15 protein-coding genes are annotated in these 18615 nt (G+C 73.2%); 6 read left to right on the forward strand and 9 right to left on the reverse strand.

The features are described from left to right. Positions 1–62: 62 nt before the first annotated feature. Both ACIP82_RS30395 and ACIP82_RS30400 read right to left on the reverse strand, forming a co-directional pair. A complete protein-coding gene (locus tag ACIP82_RS30395; RefSeq protein ID WP_400658059.1) occupies positions 63–362 on the reverse strand; it encodes a hypothetical protein in 300 nt (99 codons plus the stop codon). A 234-nt stretch (positions 363–596) separates the two neighbouring features. After that, positions 597–1487, reverse strand: a complete 891-nt coding sequence (locus tag ACIP82_RS30400; RefSeq protein ID WP_400658061.1) for a LysR family transcriptional regulator — start codon at positions 1485–1487, stop codon at positions 597–599. Positions 1488–1563: 76 nt separating this feature from the next. Here ACIP82_RS30400 and ACIP82_RS30405 point away from each other — a divergent pair, with 76 nt between their 5' ends. Together ACIP82_RS30405 and ACIP82_RS30410 are read left to right on the forward strand one after the other, a co-directional pair. Next, a complete protein-coding gene (locus ACIP82_RS30405; RefSeq protein ID WP_400658063.1) occupies positions 1564–2337 on the forward strand; it encodes a hypothetical protein in 774 nt (257 codons plus the stop codon). A gap of 59 nt (positions 2338–2396) precedes the next feature. After that, positions 2397–3035, forward strand: a complete 639-nt coding sequence (locus ACIP82_RS30410; protein WP_400658065.1) for an HD domain-containing protein — start codon at positions 2397–2399, stop codon at positions 3033–3035. A gap of 90 nt (positions 3036–3125) precedes the next feature. Here the strand turns inward: ACIP82_RS30410 and coaE are convergent, their stop codons facing one another. Both coaE and ACIP82_RS30420 read right to left on the reverse strand, forming a co-directional pair. Next, the gene (gene coaE / locus ACIP82_RS30415) at positions 3126–3722 is read right to left on the reverse strand and encodes a dephospho-CoA kinase (protein ID WP_363609322.1); all 597 of its coding nucleotides are present in this window, start codon (positions 3720–3722) and stop codon (positions 3126–3128) included. A 72-nt stretch (positions 3723–3794) separates the two neighbouring features. Next, positions 3795–4436: an MBL fold metallo-hydrolase gene (locus tag ACIP82_RS30420; RefSeq protein ID WP_363609324.1), complete on the reverse strand. Its 642-nt coding sequence runs from the start codon at positions 4434–4436 to the stop codon at positions 3795–3797. A gap of 62 nt (positions 4437–4498) precedes the next feature. Between ACIP82_RS30420 and ACIP82_RS30425 the strand changes: the two genes are divergently transcribed. Further along, a complete protein-coding gene (locus ACIP82_RS30425; protein ID WP_400658070.1) occupies positions 4499–4948 on the forward strand; it encodes a MarR family winged helix-turn-helix transcriptional regulator in 450 nt (149 codons plus the stop codon). A gap of 37 nt (positions 4949–4985) precedes the next feature. Here the strand turns inward: ACIP82_RS30425 and ACIP82_RS30430 are convergent, their stop codons facing one another. Together ACIP82_RS30430 and rpsA are read right to left on the reverse strand one after the other, a co-directional pair. Beyond that, a complete protein-coding gene (locus ACIP82_RS30430; RefSeq protein ID WP_400658073.1) occupies positions 4986–7250 on the reverse strand; it encodes an MMPL family transporter in 2265 nt (754 codons plus the stop codon). A gap of 236 nt (positions 7251–7486) precedes the next feature. Beyond that, a complete protein-coding gene (rpsA, locus tag ACIP82_RS30435) occupies positions 7487–8977 on the reverse strand; it encodes a 30S ribosomal protein S1 (RefSeq protein ID WP_329487183.1) in 1491 nt (496 codons plus the stop codon). Between the two features lie 414 nt (positions 8978–9391). Here rpsA and ACIP82_RS30440 point away from each other — a divergent pair, with 414 nt between their 5' ends. Further along, the gene (locus ACIP82_RS30440) at positions 9392–10246 is read left to right on the forward strand and encodes a class I SAM-dependent methyltransferase (protein ID WP_363609330.1); all 855 of its coding nucleotides are present in this window, start codon (positions 9392–9394) and stop codon (positions 10244–10246) included. A 21-nt stretch (positions 10247–10267) separates the two neighbouring features. Beyond that, on the forward strand, positions 10268–12814 hold the full coding sequence (hrpB, locus tag ACIP82_RS30445; RefSeq protein WP_400658078.1) for an ATP-dependent helicase HrpB: 2547 nt from the start codon (positions 10268–10270) through the stop codon (positions 12812–12814). Positions 12815–12894: 80 nt separating this feature from the next. On the opposite strand, the gene polA is transcribed toward hrpB, so the two are convergent. Next, a complete protein-coding gene (polA, locus tag ACIP82_RS30450; RefSeq protein WP_400658089.1) occupies positions 12895–15594 on the reverse strand; it encodes a DNA polymerase I in 2700 nt (899 codons plus the stop codon). 260 nt (positions 15595–15854) lie between these two features. Here polA and ACIP82_RS30455 point away from each other — a divergent pair, with 260 nt between their 5' ends. Next, the gene (locus ACIP82_RS30455; protein WP_363609334.1) at positions 15855–16319 is read left to right on the forward strand and encodes a hotdog fold thioesterase; all 465 of its coding nucleotides are present in this window, start codon (positions 15855–15857) and stop codon (positions 16317–16319) included. Between the two features lie 344 nt (positions 16320–16663). Here ACIP82_RS30455 and ACIP82_RS30460 read toward each other — a convergent pair whose 3' ends face one another. Continuing rightward, complete coding sequence (locus ACIP82_RS30460) at positions 16664–17782, reverse strand: transposase (protein ID WP_400658081.1); 1119 nt, start codon at positions 17780–17782, stop codon at positions 16664–16666. Between the two features lie 148 nt (positions 17783–17930). Beyond that, on the reverse strand, positions 17931–18587 hold the full coding sequence (locus tag ACIP82_RS30465) for a group II intron maturase-specific domain-containing protein (RefSeq protein WP_400658083.1): 657 nt from the start codon (positions 18585–18587) through the stop codon (positions 17931–17933). Positions 18588–18615 lie beyond the last annotated feature (28 nt).

Here is an 18615-nt window from a genome sequence, read left to right on the forward strand (position 1 = left end):
AACTGCCGCGACGCCCGGGCCGGCTGGCAGACCGGCCGAACGCCCCGCAGCCCGCAGACGGGTCAGAGCTCGTCGAAGAACTCCGCGACGGGCGAGCGCTCATCGGTCGAGGAAGGATCATCGAGTCCGAACACGCTCTCGACGGCTCGCCAGGCCTTGTGGACCTTGTAGAGGCCGATGCCGACCCCCAGGGCTCGCCGCCCCCACCTGACCCACGCGGGCCTGGCAGATTTCGGTCCACCCGGCTTCTGCCCGGCCCCGGGGTCCGGCGCCTTCCGGCTCTCTTCGCCTTCGGGCTGCTGGTCCTCGCGTTCCGCGCGATCTGCCACGGTGGTCCCCCTTGCTATGTCGGCGGTGTACATGACTCCGACCGGCGAACGGCCGGGCCGACCGCCAGGACCGGGGTACTGGCGACCGGCTCGACCGTCCGACCGAGCAAGGACCCGGGCATCCCACAGGGGCCCCGAGGACCCCCACTCTACCGCCGCCACCGGGCTGCTTCCGCGCGCCCGGCGAGCACCGACGCAGCGATCAGCGACTTTGCTGGTCAAGATATTTGACGGTCAATCAGTTTGCCCACAACCCAGTGCGGGGGCTCACACCCGGTCCCCGTCCAGCAGTCGGGCCAGCAGGGCGGCCGGGCCCTCGGGGAGGCTGCCGTGGACGAGTTCCGTGCGGTGGACCAGACGGGGGCTGCGGACCGGGACGGCGGTGATGCCGGGGGCGGCGTCCAGGGCGGAGACGGGGAGGACGGCGAGGCCGTGGCCGGCGGCGACCAGGGTGAGCAGGCCGCGCAGGTCGGTGCCCTGGTAGCGGGTGGCGGGGCGGAAGCCGTCGATGCCGGTGGCGGCGCGCAGGCGGGCGGCGGCGGGCGCGAGGTCCGGGGCGTCGAGCCAGCGGGCGGAGGAGAGGTCGGCGAGGGCGAGCCCGGGGCGGCCGGCCAGCGGGTGGCCGGTGGGGAGCGCGACGGCGAGCGGCTGCTCGGCGACCGCCACCGTGGCGAGCGGGCCGACGTCCGGGAGCGGCAGGGGGTCGCTGGGCGCGGCCAGGCCGTCGATCAGGGCGAGGTCCACCTCGCCGGTGGCCGCCTGGGCGGGCAGCGCGCCCTGGGACAGCACCCGGACCACGAGGTCCACCCGCGGGTACACCCGGCGCACTTCGGCGAGTGCGCTCCCCAGAGCGGCGCCCATCGCGAGCGGGGTGGTGCCGAGCACCAGCCGGGCGCTCGGAGCACCCGCCAGGCGTGCGACATCGGCGCGCGCCGCGTCCAGCCGCACCAGCAGCGGACCGGCGTGCTCCAGCAGCCGCCCGCCCGCCTCGGTGGGGCCGACCGGGCGGCGGTTCAGCAGGGCGACCCCGAGGTCGGCCTCCAGCACGGCGATCTGCTGGGAGACCGCGGACTGGGTGTAGCCCAGCTCCCGGGCCGCCTCGGAGAACGAGCCGAGACGGGTCACGGTGACGAAGGTGCGCAGCAGGTGCGGATCCACGGCTATCAGATCCTCTGATCAGAGAGTAAGGAATCATCGTTGGCACTGATGTCGGCCCGGGAGTGAGGATAGCCGCATGGCCTACCTGACTCCCCGCATCGCCCTGGTCGGCGACCGCTCCCCCGCCGTCCGCTCGCACGCCCGCGTCCCCGGCCTGCTCGACGCGCTCGCCGAGCACGACCAGCTCGTCCTGGACGCCTACTGGATCCCCACCGAGGACGCCGGAACGCCCACCGCGCTCGACGGCTTCGACGCCATCTGGCTGCTCCCCGGCAGCCCGTACCGCAGCGAGGCGGGTGCGCTGGCCGCCGTCCGGACCGCCCGGGAGCGCGGCATCCCGTTCCTCGGCACCTGTGCGGGCTTCCAGCACGCGGTGCTGGAGTACGCGCGCGACGTCTGCGGGATCGGCGGCGCCGCACACGGCGAGTCGCACCCCGAGCGGGACGAGCTGCTGATCGTGCCGCTCACCTGTTCGCTGGTCGGGCACGAGGGCGCGGTGGAGATCACTCCCGGCTCACTCGCCGAGCGGGTCTTCGGAACCACCCGCACCCTGGAGCGGTACCACTGCGCGTACGGACTGAACGCCGACTACCTGGCGCGACTGCGCGGGCGCGGGCTGCGGTTCAGCGGTGTGGACGGCACCGGCGAGGTGCGGGTGCTCGAACTGCCCGGCCACCCGTTCTTCCTGGCCTCGCTGTTCCAGCCCGAACTCGCCGGGGACGGCACCCGCGCCCACCCCGCGATCCGCGCGCTCGCCGCAGCCGCGGTCGAGCACGCGTCCACCGTCGAGCACGCGTCCGCCGTCGGGCACGGAACCGGCGTCGAGCACGGAACCGGCGTCGGCGTCTGACCGGAAAAGCAGGAAAACCGGAAACCCGAAACGAGCCGAAGAACCGAGGAGAGACCCGCATGACCACCGAGATCGCCGGGGTGAAGATCCCCGACAGCAAGCTCGCCACCGAGGCCACCGAACTCGTCCGCGATGCCACCACCGAACTGCTGTACCACCACTCGCGCCGGGTCCACCTCTTCGGCGCCCTCCAGGGGCAGCGGCGCGGCCTCACCTTCGACCCCGAACTGCTCTACCTCGCCGCGATGTTCCACGACCTCGGCCTCGGGCCCGAACACCGCGCCTCCGGGCGGCGGTTCGAGGTCGACGGCGCCGAGGCGGCGGCCGCCTTCCTGCGCGGGCACGGGGTGGACGAGCGACGGGTCCGCCTCGTCTGGGAGGCCATCGCCCTGCACACCACGCCCGGGATCCCGGAGTACCTGGAGCCCGAGATCGCCCTCACCACCGCCGGTGTCGAGCTGGACGTGCTCGGCATCGGCTACCACGACATCGACGCCGGCGCCCGGGACGCGGTCGTCGCCGCCCACCCCCGGCCGGACTTCAAGCGCGGCATCCTGCGCGCCTTCCACGAGGGCATCGCGCCCAAGCCGGAGACCACCTTCGGCAACGTCAAGGCCGATGTGCTGGCCCGGTTCAGCCCCGGTTTCAAACGGACCGACTTCGTCGAGGTGATCGAGCGCTCCGACTGGCCGGAGTGATCGCGGAGGCGGACAGTGCGCCACCGCGGGTGGCGCGAAAGTGCCGTGACCGTCCGTCCGCAGTCCCCGCCGCGGAGGAGTCCGGCCGGATCAGGCCCGACGCGTCTTCAGCCCGTCCCAGACCTCGGCGACCCGGGGAGCCAGGGCGTCCAGCGGGCCGCTGTTGTCGATCACCACGTCCGCGACGGCGAGCCGGCCGGCCCGGGTGGCCTGGGCGGCCATCCGGGCCCGGGCCTCCTCCTCGGCCATGCCCCGCAGGCGGACCAGCCGGTCGACCCGGACGTCGTCCTCGGCGTCGACCACGATCACCAGGTCGTACAGCGGGGCGAGACCGTTCTCGGCGAGCAGCGGGACGTCGTGCACCACCACCGCGTCCGGCGCGGCGGCCTCCTCCAGTTCGGCGGAGCGGGCCCGGACCAGCGGGTGGACGATGGCGTTCAGCGCCTTGAGCCGCTCCGGGTCGGCGAAGACCACGGCGCCCAGCGCGGGGCGGTCCAGCGAGCCGTCCGGCCGCAGGATCTCCGGGCCGAACTCGCCGACCACGGCCGCCAGGCCCGGCGTGCCGGGGGCGACCACCTCGCGGGCGATCACATCGGAGTCCACGATCACCGCGCCATGGGCGGCGAGCAGCCGCGACACCTCGCTCTTGCCCGCGCCGATGCCACCCGTCAGTCCGATCTTCAGCATGGCGCCAGGCTACCGGCGCGGGCGAGGCGGCGTCAGGCCGCCCACGGCGACGTCGGCCCGCCCACAACGGCGTCAGGCCAGATCGAGGCTCTCGCCCTCCCCCAGGGTCCGCAGCTCCGCGCCCGTCCCCGGGCCGCCGGGCCCCACCAGCCGGGTGTGCAGCGCCAGGCCCACCGGGCTGAGCACCGCGTCATGGATCGGGAGCGCCTGCCGCGGGCCCGCCTCCCGGACGTAGTCGATCAGCTCGGAGATCTTGGTCCACGGCGCGGCGATCGGCAGCAGCAGCGTCTCCACGGTGTGCGGCGGCACGGTGAGCGCGTCGCCGGGGTGGAAGAGCCGGCCGTCGAAGAGGAAGCCGATGTTCTTCACCAGCGGGATGTCCGGGTGGATCACCGCGTGCCACTCGCCGTGCACCGAGACGTCGATCCCGCCGACCTGGAAGGCGTCGCCCTCGCCGACCACCGTCACCCGCTGCGCCGCACCGTCCAGCTGCGCGGCCACCGCGCTGTTGGTCCACACCCGCAGCGCCGGGTCGGCCTCCAGCGCGGCGCGCAGCCGGGCCTCCTCGAAGTGGTCCACGTGCTCATGGGTGATCAGGACGGCGTCCGCCCCCGCGAGGGCGGCCGGATCGGTGAACACCCCGGGGTCGACGACGACGGTGGTGCCGCCGTGCTCCAGGCGTACGCAGGCATGTCCGAACTTGGTGATTCGCATGGCGAAAACAGTACAGCAAGGCTGTGCAGTTTTGCTGTACAACCTGACGATAGACTTCTCCTATGAGCAGCCCCCAGCCCACCGACGACCCCGTCCCCCGCCCCGACACGCTGGAACTCGCCGCCGACCTCCGCGCCGCCATCGGCGACCTGGTCCGCGCGCTGCGCCCCGGCGACACCCTGCCGCAGAACCAGGCCGGCGTCCTCGGTCTGCTGGTCCGTGACGAGCGCGCCTGCACCGTCAGCGAACTGGCCGCCCTCCAGCGGGTCCGCCACCAGTCGATGGCCCGGACGGTCGCCCTGCTGATCGAGGCCGGCCTGGTCACCCAGCAGCCGCACGCCACCGACGGCCGCAAGCTCCTGATCACCGCCACCGACGCCGGCCGCGCCGCCCTGCACGACCAGCGCGCCCGCCGCGAGGCCTGGATCGCCGACGCCATCGAGACCCGCCTCACCCCCGCCGAGCAGCAGACCCTCCGCGACAGCGTCACGCTGCTGCGCCGGCTCCGCTGAGCGGCCGGGTCGGGGCAGCCGAGTCAGAACAACAGGATCAGGGCGTCGAGCCGACCAGCTTCTTCTTCGGCTCCGGCCGCGGCGCCGGGAGCGCGGCGGGCTCGATGGCGGGCTCGATCGCGGGCAGGTCGACGTGCTCGCTGAGCCCGAAGCGGCGGTGGAGGCGGCGCAGCGGGGCCGGGGCCCACCAGTTGAACTCACCGAAGAGGCTCATCGCGGCGGGGACGAGCAGGCAGCGGACCAGGGTGGCGTCGACGGCCACGGCGACGGCGAGCGCGATGCCCATCTGCTTGACCATCAGCATGTCCCCGGCGGCGAAGCCGGCGAAGACGATCACCATCAGCAGGGCCGCCGAGGTGATGATCTTCCCGCTGCGCTGGACGCCCAGTTCGACGGCGCGGGTGCAGCTGTGTCCCTTGTCACGCAGCTCCTTGATCCGCGCGAGCAGGAAGACCTCGTAGTCCATGGAGAGCCCGAAGGCGAAGGCGAAGACCAGGACCGGGATGAAGGTCTCCAGCCCGCCGGTGGGGCTGAAGCCGAGCAGGCCGCTGAAGTAGCCGTCCTGGAAGATCAGCGTGAGCGCGCCCAGCGAGGCGCCGAGCGAGAGCAGGTTCATCAGCAGGGCCTTGACCGGCATCACCACCGAGCCGGTCATCAGGAACAGCAGGATCAGGGTCCCGACCGCGACCAGGCCGAGCGCCCAGGGGCCGCGGGTCAGCAGCTCGTGCTGGAAGTCGACCACGGAGGCGGCGCCGCCGGTGACGTAGGTGGTGAGCCCGCCGCGGTCGGCGCGCAGCTCCTCGACCACCTGCTTGGCCGGTCCGCCCTGGGGGTCGCCGTGCACCAGCACGTCGATGGTGGAGAGGGTGTCGGTGACCGGGGTCACCGCCCGGACCCCGCTGACGCCGGGGAGCTTGGCGACCACGGTGTCCGCGTACGCCTGGGCGGCGGGCGCGCCGCTCTCGACCACCACGGTGACCGCCGCCGGCGAGACCTGCGGGAAGCGCTGGTCGATGGTGTCGGCGACCTGCCGGCCGGCCGAGGCGGCCGGCAGCACGGCGGCGCCGGAGTTGCGCATCTCGGCGTGGAGGAACGGTGCCCCGGCGGCCATCAGCAGCGCGGTGCAGGCGAGTGCGACGGGCACCGCGCGCTTGCGCACCCGCCGGACGGTGCGGCTGAAGAAGCCCTCGTCGGGGACGGGCGCGGCGGGCGCCTTGATCCGGCGGCCGGCGAAGCCGAGCAGGGCGGGGATGAGGGTGAGCGCGGCGGCGACGGCGATCACCACCACGCTCACCCCGGCGGCGGCGACCGCCCCGAGCACCGGGCTGGTGAAGATGAAGAGGCCGGAGAGCGCGACGGCGACGGTCAGCCCGGAGAAGGCGACGGTGCGGCCGGCGGTGGCGGCGGTCCGTTCGACGGCGGCGTCGATGGAGGCGCCCTGGCCGCGTTCCTCGCGGAAACGATTCACCATGAGCAGCGCGTAGTCGATCGACAGGCCCAGGCCGAGGACGGTGGCGATCGGCAGCACGCTGGTGTCGATGTCCATGAGCTTGCTGAAGCCGAACATGGCCAGAAGTGCGCCCCCCACCGAGGCCACCGCGCCGATCACGGGCAGGCTGGCGGCGGCCAGTCCGCCGAAGACCAGCACCATGACGATCAGGGTGAGCGGCAGGGTGACGATCTCGCCGAAGCGGGTGTCCCGCTCGGTCTGCTTCTTGACCTCGTCCTGGAGCACCAGGTCCCCGCCGACGGTGACGTGGGCGCCGTCGGCCTTGAGGTCCGCCAGCCGCTGGGTGACGGCGCCGGTCTGGGCGTCGGTACTGGTCTCGGCCATCCGGACGGAGATCAGGCTCGCGTTCCCGTCGGCGGAGCGCAAGGCGGCGACGGCCGGGTCGGTGCCGTAGGCGTCGGTGGCCGAGGAGACCCCGGGCAGCGCGGCGATCTCGGCGGTGGCGCGGGTGACGGCGTCCCGTACCGCCTGGTCGTCGACGGGCCTGCCGTCCACCACCGCGGTGACGGTGCCCCTGACCGGATCGGCCGCGGCGACCACCGCCCCGCCGCGGTCCGCCTCGGAGCTGGCCGAGGAGGCGCCGGCCACCGAACCCGCGAAGACCCGGCCGCCGATCAGCACCCCGACCACCAGGACCACGGCCCAGAACCCGAGCACCCAGCGCCGGTGCCGGAAGCAGAACCGGCCGAGGGCGGCAAGCCGCCCGTCGACCCTGCCGTCGGCGGAGGCGGAGGCGGAAACAGCGGCGGAGGCGGCGGCGGGGAGGGGGGTCACTGCGGTGCTACGGCGCATATACAGGGTGCCTAGCGTGCGGGGCCGGTGAGCAGCCCGATCGGGCAACTCATCCCAAGGTAGGTCCTAGGTCCCGAACGGCACATAGTGAACAGATGAGCCCCTTATCACAAAAATCCTTCACATAAGGGACAAATAAGTGAAGAGGAAAAACAATGCGCCCCACCCGGAAATCCGGGTGGGGCGCATCGCTCAAGCGGTGTCGCTATGCGCTAGCGACCGGCAGGGTCAGAGCCTCAGCTCTGGCCACCCGCCAGCTTCTCGCGCAGGGCGGCCAGGGCCTCGTCCGAAGCGAGAGCGCCGGAGCCCTCGTCGCTGCTGGAGGAGTACGAGCCACCGGCGGCGGCGGCAACAGCGTCGCCACCCTCGGCAGCGGCCTCGGCGTCGGCCTCACGGCTCTTGATGACCTGGGCCTGGTGCTGCTCGAAGCGGGACTGCGCCTCGGCGTACTGGCGCTCCCACTCCTCACGCTGCTTCTCGAAGCCGGGCAGCCAGTCGTTCGCCTCGGGGTCGAAGCCCTCCGGGTAGATGTAGTTGCCCTGGTCGTCGTACGAAGCGGCCATGCCGTACAGGGTCGGGTCGAACTCGACCTCGGCCGGGTTGGCACCGAGGGCCTCGTTGGCCTGCTTCAGCGAGAGGCTGATGCGACGACGCTCGAGGTCGATGTCGATGACCTTGACGAAGATCTCGTCGCCGACCTGGACGACCTGCTCCGGGATCTCGACGTGGCGCTCGGCCAGCTCGGAGATGTGGACCAGACCCTCGATGCCCTCGTCCACGCGGACGAACGCACCGAACGGAACCAGCTTGGTGACCTTACCCGGGACGACCTGGCCGATCTGGTGGGTACGGGCGAACTGCTGCCACGGGTCCTCCTGGGTCGCCTTCAGCGACAGGGAGACGCGCTCGCGGTCCATGTCGACGTCGAGAACCTCGACGGTGACCTCCTGGCCGACCTCGACAACCTCGGACGGGTGGTCGATGTGCTTCCAGGACAGCTCGGAGACGTGAACCAGACCGTCGACGCCGCCGAGGTCCACGAACGCACCGAAGTTGACGATCGAGGAAACGACGCCGGAGCGCACCTGGCCCTTCTGCAGGGTGGTGAGGAAGGTCTGGCGGACCTCGCTCTGGGTCTGCTCCAGCCAGGCACGGCGGGACAGGACCACGTTGTTGCGGTTCTTGTCCAGCTCGATGATCTTGGCCTCGAGCTCCTTGCCCACGTAGGGCTGGAGGTCGCGGACACGGCGCATCTCGACGAGCGAGGCCGGCAGGAAGCCACGGAGGCCGATGTCGAGGATGAGACCACCCTTGACGACCTCGATGACGGTACCGGTGACGATGCCGTCCTCTTCCTTGATCTTCTCGATCGTGCCCCAGGCACGCTCGTACTGAGCGCGCTTCTTGGACAGGATGAGACGACCCTCCTTGTCCTCCTTCTGGAGAACCAGGGCCTCGATGTTGTCACCGACGGAGACGACCTCGTGCGGGTCAACGTCGTGCTTGATCGAGAGCTCACGGGACGGGATGACGCCCTCGGTCTTGTAACCGATGTCGAGGAGCACCTCGTCACGGTCGACCTTCACGATGACGCCCTCGACGATGTCGCCATCGTTGAAGTACTTGATGGTCTCGTCGATCGCGGCGAGGAACGCCTCAGCGTCGCCGATGTCGTTGACCGCGACCTGCGGGGTGGTGCTGAGGGAGGAGTCGGTGGGGCTCGTCATTAGGAAAAGGGCTCCGGTACGGACATGAAGTCGTAGGTAATGCCACGCGGAGGGCCCGTATCGCTCCCACCGAAAGCCGGACAGCCAAGAACACGGCGCACCGGAGGTTCCCGCACAGCGAGAAAACCGGTGTCCGTCTTGCGACCGTGGGGTCTTCGACAGATGCGAGCGCGACCTGCTCCGTCCGAGGCGCGCAGGCCCGCAGCGCAACTTGTAGCATACGGGGACGGCCAGGCACGGTCAACGCCAAGGGCGCCAAGACGGTGGAGGCCGGTATGGATCAGGCCATATCCTCCGATTGCGCACCTCATGGGTGGCGGCCGCAGGAAGCCTTCCCCGGATGCCACCGCCAGGATCCGGGCCTTTCGGGCCGGGTTCGCGGCAGCGGCGCTTCCGCAGACCACACCCTACGCGATGGGCATTATCACCGTGGCCACCACCCCCCAGTCCGACCTGCATGATCTTGACGACGACGGCGACGACGCGGTAAGGCGCGCGGCCGAGGCCGGCGAGAGCAGCCGGGCCAGCCGGCACTGGTGGGACCGCAACGCGGACGAGTACCAGGACGAGCACGGGGAGTTCCTCGGCGACGACCGGTTCGTCTGGTGCCCGGAGGGCCTGGACGAGGCCGACGCCCGGCTGCTCGGGGACGTCCGGGGGCTGGCCGTGCTGGAGCTCGGCGCCGGCGCCGCCCAGTGCTCGCGCTGGCTGGCCGGACAGGGCGCCCGCCCGGTGGCCCTGGACATCTCCTTCCGCCAGCTCCAGCACTCCCGCCGGATCGACCTCGCGCGCGGCGTCTCCCCCGTGCCGGTGGTGCAGGCCGACGCCGCCGTGCTGCCGTTCGCGGACGGCTCGTTCGACCTGGCCTGCTCCGCGTACGGGGCGGTGCCGTTCAGCGCCGACACCGCCGCGCTGATGCGCGAGGTGCACCGGGTGCTGCGGCCGGGCGGGCGCTGGGTGTTCTCGGTCACCCACCCGATCCGCTGGGCCTTCCCGGACGAGCCCGGGGTCGAGGGGCTGACCGCCGTCGCCTCCTACTTCGACCGCACCCCCTACGTGGAGGAGGACGAGCACGGCCGGGCCACCTACGTCGAGCACCACCGCACGCTCGGGGACCGGGTGCGCGAACTGACCGGCGCCGGCTTCCGGCTGCTGGACCTGGTCGAGCCGGAGTGGCCGCAGGGGCACGAGCAGGAGTGGGGCGGCTGGTCGCCGCTGCGCGGGCGGCTGATCCCGGGCACCGCGGTCTTCGTCGCCGAGCGGGGCTGACGCATCGGGGAAACTGGCCGGGTGAACCCCGTCTGGCGCGAACTGCCCGTCCGTACCGCCCTGCCCGCGCTGCACCGCGCGCTCGACGAGCGCGGCACCGCCGTGCTGGCCGCCCCGCCCGGCACCGGCAAGACCACCCTGGTGCCGCTGGCGCTGGCCGGGCTGGCCGGGGACGGCGGCGAGGGCGGCGGCCCGGTGCGCCGGGTGCTGGTCGCCGAGCCGCGCCGGCTGGCGGTACGGGCGGCGGCCCGGCGGATGGCCTGGCTGCTCGGCTCGTCCGTCGGCGCCGAGGTCGGCTACACCGTGCGCGGCGAGCGCCGGGTCGGCCCGGACACGGTGGTCGAGGTGGTCACCACCGGCGTGCTGCTCCAGCGGCTCCAGCGCGACCAGGAACTCCCGGGCGTGGACGTGGTGGTGCTGGACGAGTGCCACGAGCGGCACCTGGACGCCGACACCGCGCTCGCCTTCCTGCTGGACGTCCGGGCGGCGCTGCGGCCGGAGCTGCGGCTGGTCTGCGCCTCGGCGACCTCCGACACCGCGGCCTGGGCCGAACTGCTGGGCGGCGGCGGGGCGGTGCCCGCGCCGGTGGTCGAGGCGCACGGGGTGTCCCACCCGGTCGAGGTGGTCTGGGCGCCGCCACCGCGCGCCGTCCGGCCCGCGCACGGCACCCGGGTCGACCCGGCGCTGCTGGAGCATGTCGCGGCCACCGTCCGGCGGGCGCTGGCCGAGCGGTCCGGGGACGTGCTCTGCTTCCTGCCCGGCGTCGGCGAGATCGCCCGGGTGGCCGGACTGCTCGCGGGCGCCCCGGCGGAGGTGCTGCAACTGCACGGCCGGGCACCGCAGTCGGTGCAGGACGCGGCGCTCACCCCGGCCGCCGGACGCCGGGTGGTGCTGGCCACCTCGGTCGCCGAGTCCTCGCTGACCGTGCCGGGCGTACGGGTCGTGGTGGACGGCGGGCTGGCCCGCGAGCCGCGGACCGACCACGCCCGCGGCCTGGCCGCCCTGGTGACCGTCCGGGCCTCGCTGGCCGCCGCCCGGCAGCGGGCCGGCCGGGCCGGGCGCGAGGCGCCGGGCGCCGTCTACCGGTGCTGGGCGGAGGCCGAGGACGCCCGGGCGGCGCGCTTCCCGACCCCGGAGATCGCGCTCGCCGACCTCACCCCGTTCGCCCTCCAGGCCGCCTGCTGGGGCGACCCGGACGCGACCGGGCTGGCGCTGCCCGACCCGCCGCCGGCCGGGGCGATGGCCGCCGCCCGGCAGACCCTGCTGGCGCTGGGCGCGGTGGACGCCGACGGGCGGGCCACCGCGCGCGGTGTCCGGCTGGCCCGCACCGGGCTGCACCCGCGGCTCGCCCGCGCGCTGGTGGACGGCGCCCCGGCGGTCGGTGCCCGGCGGGCCGCCGAGGTGGTGGCGCTGCTGTCGGAGGAGCCCCCGCGGGCGCTCGGGGACGACCTCGGCGCCGTCCTGCGGACCGTCCGGGAGGGGCGCGATCCCTACGCCGGCCGCTGGCGCGAGGAGGTCCGGCGGCTGCTGCGCGGGGCGGGCGACGCCCCGGCGACACCACTGCCGGACACCGCGGCGGTCGGCCTGGTGGTGGCGCTGGCCTTCCCGGAGCGGATCGCCCGCGCCCGGGTCGAGAAGCCCGAACCGGGCGCGCGCAGCCCGTATCTGATGGTCTCCGGCACGGCCGCCGAACTGGCCCCCGGCACCGCGCTGGGCGCCCTGCCATGGCTGGCCGTCGCGGTGGCGGACCGCCCGGCCGGGTCGCCGTCCGCGCGGGTGCTGCACGCGGCCGCGCTGGACGAGGAGACCGCGCGGCTGGCGGGCGCGCCGCTGCTGGCCGCCCGGGAGGAGGTGCGCTGGGACGCCCGGCGCGGCGAGGTCGCGGCCCGGCGGGTGGAGTCGCTGGGCGCCGTCGAGCTGGCCGCGGCGCCGCTGGACCGGCCGGACCGGGCGCTGCTGCGCGCCGCGCTGCTGGACGGCCTGGCCCGCGAGGGCGTGAGCGGTCTGCTCTCCTGGCCGGCCGGCGCGGCCGGGCTGCGGGAGCGGCTGGCCTTCCTGCACGCGGCGCTCGGCGAGCCGTGGCCGGACGTGGGCGACGAGGCGCTGCTGGCGGCGGCCGACGACTGGCTGGAGCCGGAACTCTCCCGGGCCCGGCGGCGGTCCGACCTGGCGCGGATCGACACCGCGTCGGCCCTCCAGCGGCTGCTGCCGTGGGCGGGCGGCGAGGCCGGCCGACTGGACGAACTGGCCCCGGAGCGGATCACCGTCCCGTCGGGTTCGCGGGTCCGGGTCGACTACAGCGGCGAACGGCCGGTGCTGGCGGTGAAGTTGCAGGAGCTGTTCGGCTGGGCGGCGGCCCCCGCGCTGGCCGGCGGGCGGGTGCCGCTCACCGTCCACCTGCTCTCCCCGGCCGGCCGCCCGGCCGCCGTCACCGGGGACCTCGCCTCCTTCTGGCGCGACGGCTACCGCGCCGTCCGCGCCGATCTGCGCGGCCGCTACCCCCGCCACCCCTGGCCGGAGGACCCGACCACGGCGGAGGCCACCCGGCGCACCAACACGCGCAGATGAGGGCCGGGCCGCCCTGCCCCACCCGGAAGACGGCCGCGGGCGCGGACCGAGGCCCGCGCCCGCCGCCGTCCGGACGCGTGTCAGTGCGCGGCGGCCTCCCAGTCGGCGCCGACGCCGACCGAGACGTCGAGCGGGGCGCGCAGCGGGTAGGCGCCGGCCATCTGCTCGCGGACGACCGCCTCGACCCGCTCGCGCTCGCCGGGGGCCAGCTCCAGCACGATTTCGTCGTGCACCTGGAGCAGCATCCGGGAGCCCAGGCCGGCCGCGCGCAGCACCTCGTCCACCCGCAGCATGGCGATCTTGACGATGTCGGCGGCCGAGCCCTGGATCGGGGCGTTGAGGGCCATCCGCTCGGCCATCTCGCGGCGCTGGCGGTTGTCGCTGTTGAGGTCCGGCAGGTAGCGGCGGCGGCCGAGCAGGGTCTCGGTGTAGCCGGTGGCGCGGGCCTCGTCGACGACCCGGCGCAGGTAGTCGCGGACGCCGCCGAAGCGCTCGAAGTAGGTGTCCATCAGGCCCTGCGCCTCGGCGGGCTTGATACCCAGCTGCTGCGAGAGCCCGTACGCGGAGAGCCCGTACGCCAGACCGTAGGACATGGCCTTGATCTTGCGGCGCATCTCGGCGTCGACGGAGCCGCCCGGGACCTCGAAGACCTGGGAGGCGACGGTGGTGTGCAGGTCCTCTCCGGTGGCGAAGGCCTCCAGCAGGGCCTCGTCCTCGGACAGGTGCGCCATGATGCGCAGTTCGATCTGCGAGTAGTCGGCGGTGAGCAGCGACTCGTAGCCCGCGCCGACGACGAAGGCGCGGCGGATGGCGCGCCCCTCCTCGGTGCGGACCGGGATGTTCTGCAGGTTCGGGTCCTGCGAGGAGAGCCGGCCGGTGGCGGCGACCATCTGGTTGAAGGTGGTGTGGATGCGGCCCTGCGGGGAGACCGTCTTGAGCAGGCCCTCGACGGTGGTGCGCAGCTTGGCCTGGTCGCGGTGGCGGAGCAGGATGACCGGCAGCTCGTTGTCGGTCTGGGTGGCGAGCCAGGTGAGCGCGTCGGCGTCGGTGGTGTAGCCGGTCTTGATCTTCTTGGTCTTGGGCAGGGCCAGCTCGCCGAAGAGGATCTCCTGGAGTTGCTTGGGCGAGCCGAGGTTGAACTCGCGGCCGGCCGCGGCGTGCGCCTCCTCGACCACGCGCTGGATCTCGGCGGCGAACTGGGCCTCCAGGCCGGTGAGCCAGGCCCGGTCGGCGGCGATGCCGGTGCGCTCCATCCGGGCCAGCAGGGCGGCGATGGGCAGCTCCATGTCGCGCAGCAGCTCGGTGGCGCCGACCTCGGCGAGGCGGGTGTCGAAGAGCGCGGCGAGGTCGAGCACGGCGCGGGCCTGGAGCATCAGCGCCTGGGCGCGGGCGGCCGTGCCGTCGGTGCCGTCCTCCTCCTCGGGGGCGTCGAAGGCGAGTTGGCCGGTCTCGGCGACGGGGGCCGGGGTGAGCGAGCGGCCGAGGTACTCCTCGGCGAGCACCTCCAGGCCGAAGGTGCGCCGGCCGGGCTTCTCCAGGTAGGCGGCGAGGGCGGTGTCGGCGACGACGCCCTCGATCCGCCAGCCGCGCTCGGCGAAGGCGCGCATGACCTGCTTGGCGATGTGCAGGGCCTTGGGGGCGGCCGGGTCGGCCAGCCAGGCGGCGAAGGCGCGTTCGTCCTCCTCCGCGAGCAGGGCCGGGTCGAACCAGGCGGCGCCCTCGCCGACGGCGAGCGCGACCTCGGTGACCTCGCCGGTGCCGAGCGCCCACTGGTAGACGGCGGCGAGGGCGACCGGGGTCTTCCCCGCGGCGTGCTGCCGGAGCCAGGCGGCGAGCGTGCCCGGGTCGGTGAGCAGTTCGCCGTCGACCTCGACGCCGGGGGCGAGTTCGGCCTCGGCGGCGGGCTGCTCGGCGCCCGGGTCGATGCCGAAGACGCGGTCGCGGAAGTTGGCGTTGCGGAACTCCAGCGACTCCATCAGGGTGCCGACGGCCTCGCGGTCGAACGCGGCGCGGCCCAGGTCGTCGACGCCGAGCGGGAGTTCGACGTCGCGGACCAGCTCGGTGAGGACGCGGTTGCGCTTGACCGAGTCCAGGTGCTCGCGCAGCTTCTCGCCGATCTTGCCCTTGACCTCGTCGGCGCGGGAGACCAGTTCGTCGAAGGAGCCGAACTGGTTGACCCACTTGGCGGCGGTCTTCTCGCCGACGCCGGGGATGCCGGGCAGGTTGTCCGACGGGTCGCCGCGCAGGGCGGCGAGGTCGGGGTACTGGCGGGGGGTGACACCGTACTTCTCGGCGACCTTCTCCGGGGTGTAGCGGGTCAGCTCGGAGACGCCCTTGGTCGGGTAGAGGACGGTGATGTGCTCGGTGACCAGTTGGAGGGAGTCGCGGTCGCCGGTGACGATGTCGACGTCGTAGCCGGCCGCCTCGGCGGCGGTGGCCAGGGTGGCGATGATGTCGTCGGCCTCGAAGCCCTCGGCGGTCAGCCGCGGGACGCGCATGGCGTCCAGCAGTTCGCCGATCAGCGGGACCTGGCTGCGGAACTCGTCCGGTGTCTTGGCGCGGTTGGCCTTGTAGTCGGGGAACTCGACGGAGCGGAAGGTCTGCCGGGAGAGGTCGAAGGCCACCGCGACATGGGTGGGCCGCTCGTCCCGCACCGTGTTGGCGAGCATCGAGGCGAAGCCGTACACCGCGTTGGTGGGCTGGCCGGTGGAGGTGTTGAAGTTCTCCACGGGCAGCGCGTAGAACGCCCGGTAGGCCATCGAGTGCCCGTCGAGCAGCATCAGCCGGGGCCGCGATCCGGCCCCGCCGCCACCCGTCGCGCCCTTGTCCGTACTCTGCGTAGCCACGTCAACGTCCGTTCCTGCCGATTCCACTACCGGCCCCCGATCCTATGGCCCGGCACCGACAAAAGGGACGCCGCGCGGGGCTGGGCCGGGCGGGCGACGCGCCTGCCCGCCGCCGCGGTCGCTACCGCCCAGTAGCACGGTCGTACGATCGCAGGCAGCACGATGACGTGACCCCGAGCGGCAGGAGCTTCCCCATGACCGGCGCGACCCCCGACGCGTCCACCGTCCTGAAGGTCCCCCAGGACGTGCTGGACCACTTCGCCAAGCTGGGCGTGGAACCGGCCACCTTCTCCGGTGGCCACCTCGGCGAGAAGCTCGGCATCCGGATCGTCGAGGCCTCGGGCGACCGGGTGGTCGGCACCATGCCGGTCGAGGGCAACCAGCAGCCGTACGGGCTGCTGCACGGCGGCGCCTCGGCCGCGCTCGCCGAGACCCTCGGCTCGATCGGCGCGATGCTGCACGCCGGCCCGGGGCGGTACGCGGTGGGCGTGGACCTGAACGCCACCCACCACCGCTCGGCCACCTCCGGACTGGTCACCGGGGTCGCGACCGCCGTCTTCAAGGGGCGCACCGCCGCCACCTACGAGATCGCGATCACCGACGACACCGGCAAGCGGATCACCAGCTGCCGCCTGACCTGCATGCTGCGCGACCTCTGAAGCTGGGGAACTTTGTGATCACCGACACGCCCGCGCTCCGCCCGTTCCACGGCCTTCTGGGGCCCATCGCGGCTCATCGTCGAACGGAGCCCGATCTCATACCGCGTCGCGCGCTCATATAACTGCGCCTTGGTCAGCTGCGCCTTGGTCAGTTGTGACAGATCCTTGCGGGTGGCAAAGACCCGCCTCTTCGCCGTCGGCTTGCCGCCAGCGATGCTGGGTCGGGAGGTGCTCTTCTTTCCTCCGACCGACTTGGGGCGAAGCGGTGATGCTGGGGAGCGGAGCGGAGCGGTGCGGTCTCGGGCGAGGAAGCCGGGATAGTCGGCTCCCTCGCCCTACGACTGCTAGTAGAAGGCTGATGAAGATCTTGGTGTGATCGGGGCTGCCGTCATCAGGCGGCAGCCCCGATCTGCCAGGCGGTGCCCGTTGTGGGTGAGTCCGAGGTTGGTCAGGGTCCGGAGGTTGAGGGCTGCGCCCCGGATGTGGAGCCAGGCGTTGTTCTTGATCGTTCCCCGGTAGCGCAGGCGGCGGTTTCCGTGGCCGACGAGCCAGGCGACGGCGCGTTCGACCGGTGGACGCCAGCGGCGGTATGCGTCCTGCCATGCCGGTTCGGCGGCTTGCCGGCGGGCGGTTCGTCGGAGGTCGTAGCCGGGTTGGATCCGCAGGTTCCTGCCGGTCTGCGAGGTGGTGCGGCGTTCACGCAGCGGGCAGCCGGTGCAGTGGCGGCCGAAGTTCGCCGTGCGGGCGAGCGCCAGACCGCGGTCGGGTGAGAGCGGGACGGTGTGGACGGCCGGGCAGGTGGCCGTGCCCGCGATGGTGTCGATGCGGAAGTCGTCCAGGACGAAGCCGCCCGCGACGGCGGGCCGTTGGGGGACGGGCTTGAAGAACAGCCGGTGTCCGGCCCCGCCGAGGACGTGGCGGGCGGTTCCGGTGGAGCAGGCGGTGTCGCCGAACGCCTCGACGGGCTGCTCCTCCTCGGCGAGGAGGTCGAGCGCGACGGCGGCCTCGTGGTGTTCCTCTCCGGAGCCGGGCGTGAGCTCGACGTCGGTGCAGATCGTGGTCTCGGGCTCGACGGCGAGGTGGGCCTTGTAGCCGTCCTGCCGGTGGGTGCGGGTCTTGTGGATGTGCCGGGTCTCGGGGTCGACCGTGGACACGACGCGGTCGGGGGCGGTGCCCCGGGTGATGCGCCGGCGTCCGTCGCGGCCGTCGGAGCCGTCGGCGGGTTCGACGTCCTGTCCGGCGACCAGGGCCAGCAGGCCGACCGCGTTCGCAGCCCGTTCGCCCAGCGGCTGCTCGGGCAGGTGCCCGAGCAGCCGCAGCGCGTCGCCGACCAGGGCGTCCACCGGGTCGGCCCGGGTCTGCTCGTCGTTCCAGGCGATCCGGGGCTTGCCCGGATCGCGGTAGTCGTGCGCGGTGCAGCGCGCGGCCGCGACCGCACCGGCGCCGGGAACCTCGCGGATCACCGTCCGGGCGGAGCTGCCCGGCGTGCTCGGCGATCGTGTGAGGTCGATCCGGGGCGCCCTGCCGACGTTGCCGCCGGTGGCTTTCCCCGGACCGCCTCCCGAACCGGACGTGCCCGATTTCCAGGCATCCGGCTCTCCACAAGCCCTCTCAGGCGACCGATTCGACCGTGGTCCCGCAGGTCCACGGCGAGGGGATCTTGGCTCCGCGGTAGAGGTAGCGGTTGGTCCGCACCTTCGCGGCCTTGAACAGGACCACCTCGCCGTCGGCGGGCCACCATCGGCCCACGCAGTAACGACGGCGCAGGGTCTTCCAGTTGGTTCGGCGGTGTTTGCGCCTCAGCCATCCGAATACCTGCCGCCAGGTGAAGGCCGACAGATACTGGAAAGTAGCGGACGACACGCCGTGCCGGAAGTACGCCGTCCAGCCGCGCAACACCGGGTTCAACCCGTGCAGCACAGCTGCCAACGGTAGGTTCGTGTCCTGTCTGCACAACGCCTTGCCCTTCTCCTTGACGGCCCGGAGGGCCTTCTTGGAGGGGTAGAGATAGACGTAGTGCTTCTGGGTCCCGCGTTTGCGGTGACGCTGGAGGCGCCACCCGAGGAAGTCCAGCCCCTCGTCGATATGGGTGATCGCTGTCTTCTCCACCGACAGGCGCAGGCCCATCGGCGCGAGCACCGCCGTCACCTGGGCGCGAATCTCCTCAGCATCGTCACGGGTCCCGGTGACGGCGATCAGGAGGTGAGTCGGCGGCGGGAATTGCACCCGCCGCCGCTCGCAGAACCGTGCGGGAGCCTCTCGGCTCACACGGCTCCCATCGTCCAGCCGTCAGGCT

It is taken from the genome of Kitasatospora sp. NPDC088548 (genome assembly GCF_044753005.1).
Taxonomy (GTDB): Bacteria; Actinomycetota; Actinomycetes; order Streptomycetales; family Streptomycetaceae; genus Kitasatospora.